The sequence below is a fragment of the Moorena sp. SIO3I6 genome (assembly GCF_010672095.1).
Genome location: NZ_JAAHHU010000740.1, coordinates 1 through 2,330 on the forward strand (window position 1 = coordinate 1; position 2,330 = coordinate 2,330).

Genomic DNA, 2,330 nt, shown 5'->3' on the forward strand with positions numbered 1-2,330 from the left:
GCGATAGACGGAAATTAGTTAAGTACAATTATTCCATTCACTTTAACCAAAGTGATAAGTAAATTGCACAATTACTCATCCTGGCTTCTCGCCTTCTCTGCTGCCATTTAGCCGCAGAGTTTTAAAACTTTTGATAGTATTCTTGTACCGCATTGGTATTTAGGTAATGGGATAATTATGATTGTTTTTTTAAATAAATTTTTAATTATAATTATACTGCTTTAAGCAGTTTACATTGAGCCGCTCCTGCTAAACACAATTCAGTAACTCTTTTATCTAAAAAAGGATGACGAGCTTCGATGCTAACTGCTGCACTAATGTCAGTATTAAATTACCAGTGCGGTCTTTTAAAGGTAATTGCTCTAATAAAGATTCAGGTGTCGTCCATAACATCCGATGTCCTAAACCCACAAAGCGATCATCGCACCAAACCTGAGCGCCATCTGGTTCCCGGTGCGCCAGGATATCTACCATGTGCCCAATTTTTTCGCGCTCCACGGGGCGATATCAAGATTGTAAATACCTAAGATTCCACTCATAATCTACTTCTTTCAAAGGATGACATGGGAGTGAATCGAGAAAGATCTCTGAGATTACCAATCACGATTTTTCCCTGACTTTCTACCCAAGCATGAGCCTCAAATTGTCCTTGCTCTCCCTTAGCAACCCCAATTCGCAGTTCAGCTGAGTAACAATATTGACTCATGAGAGTTTGGGTAGTTAAAGCTCTAGCTAAACACTTAGCATTACCAGGGAGATAACGGCTGCTACGATTCACCGCTTCAACAATTTGGTCTGTGGTAGGGGAATATTGTTGTAATCCTACAGGATTTGCTTGACTGATAATTGCTAAAAGTCGTCGTAAAGTCTTAAATGGCAACGACCACATCCCCAATCTGACTAATGCCAGCAATAGAAAGGCTTTGATGAAAAGTTGGCGCTCTGTATGGGTAAGGCTTAAGAACTTACATAGCTGTTTCATCCCCTACCTCAATTAGTCCTTCAGTTTGCAGTTCCTGGAGTAATGCCAAAATATCACTTTCGCATTGCTCAGGCTCCACCTGGTACTTTGCTAGAATGGCATCCCGAATTTCATTAACAGTCTTTGGTTCCTGAATCAGATTCCAAATACTGGCACCTACAGCATTGAGACCAAAGTACACTCCAGACTTGGAGTTGAGAATAATCGTTTCTCCAGTCAAATCGGCAGATAACTGTTCCTTAGTTGCTACTACCCTTGAATCAGCTGTTACCATGCTCTACAAAACTCCTGAAACTGAATTTATCTAGCCATAATATAACCGGGCATTATTGGTCATAAATTCCCAATAATTAAGTGCAAAATTACAGATAATTATTATCAAAAACAATACTAATTATCTGACTCTTACACAAATACATAGTATAACGAATTATACCAATTACACCTGATGCGATTGCAAAGGCTCAAACCATTAAAATTTCATTTTCAATGGCAGCGCAAAACAGACGGCGAGGATACTTTAAAAGTAGCTTGGTTTACTTCCAATCCTTGATTTGAATGGCTGAATGTCTTTTTATTTCCATGTCATGGAATGGCTTGGAGGTAGTCTAGGAAACCTTGAAAACATCCTCTAAGACAGATAATTCGTTATTAATTTCAGATTTCTTAGGTTTTCTCCTAAGAAGAACACCATTTAGCTCAGGGGATTTTTTGGTAGATATTTCCCTTGTCAAATTGGACGGATATAGAAAAACCGTTTCCGGTTAGGTATGTGTGATTGCCCTTAAAACATACCTTTATCTAAGTCAACTCAACCGCCTCCATATGTAACTATACTCAAGATTATGCAGTTTGGGGCTGAGATTCTGATATTTTAAGTTTTCTTTACATTTGGCTTATTTACCTCTATCTGGAATGTTTTGAAGTCCGCTGTTCTGCACTAGGCACTCACCTAGATCAATGGTGTTCTGGGCATCAGACAATAAACATCTCCCAAAAACCAACATTTTTTTGATATTAACTAAAAATTAATAATCATTTTTATAAAAAAAATAATTCCAAGTTTTCGCTAAGTTTTATTGGAGATTTAAACAGAGGATTGATCAAAAAAGGGAACAAAGAACAGGGAACAGGGAACAGTAGCAAAGAGCTCTGAGTAGTTTTTGGTGTTATGAGAAATCAGCAAGATTGTTCATGACCTATTTGTAAATGCTATAGCGGTTTCTAGTTCATGTCGGGTGGGCAGTCCTATGGAGGGGATTCCTTTGCTTGCCATAGGGTTGGTAAGCACTGCCCACCCTACTCAGGTTCATGTAGTTCATGTCGGGTGGGCAGTCCTATGGAGGGA

General features: G+C 38.8%; 4 protein-coding genes. All 4 read right to left on the minus strand.

All coding sequences use genetic code 11. The annotated features are described in order from the left end of the window. Positions 1-211 precede the first annotated feature (211 nt). Genes F6K49_RS53905 through F6K49_RS42105 form a run of 4 tightly spaced genes read right to left on the minus strand, consistent with a single transcriptional unit; the run spans position 212 to position 1,256 of the window. Positions 212-319, minus strand: coding sequence for an asparagine synthase-related protein (locus F6K49_RS53905; RefSeq protein WP_366514301.1), 108 nt, complete (start codon positions 317-319; stop codon positions 212-214). Then, a complete protein-coding gene (locus F6K49_RS42095; RefSeq protein WP_293107262.1) occupies positions 277-498 on the minus strand; it encodes a hypothetical protein in 222 nt (73 codons plus the stop codon). Before F6K49_RS42095 ends, F6K49_RS53905 begins: the two co-directional genes overlap by 43 nt. A gap of 37 nt (positions 499-535) precedes the next feature. Further along, positions 536-982, minus strand: coding sequence for a lasso peptide biosynthesis B2 protein (locus tag F6K49_RS42100; protein WP_293107265.1), 447 nt, complete (start codon positions 980-982; stop codon positions 536-538). Continuing rightward, positions 966-1,256: a PqqD family peptide modification chaperone gene (locus F6K49_RS42105; protein WP_293107268.1), complete on the minus strand. Its 291-nt coding sequence runs from the start codon at positions 1,254-1,256 to the stop codon at positions 966-968. The genes F6K49_RS42100 and F6K49_RS42105 overlap by 17 nt, the downstream gene beginning before the upstream one ends. Positions 1,257-2,330: the final 1,074 nt, after the last annotated feature.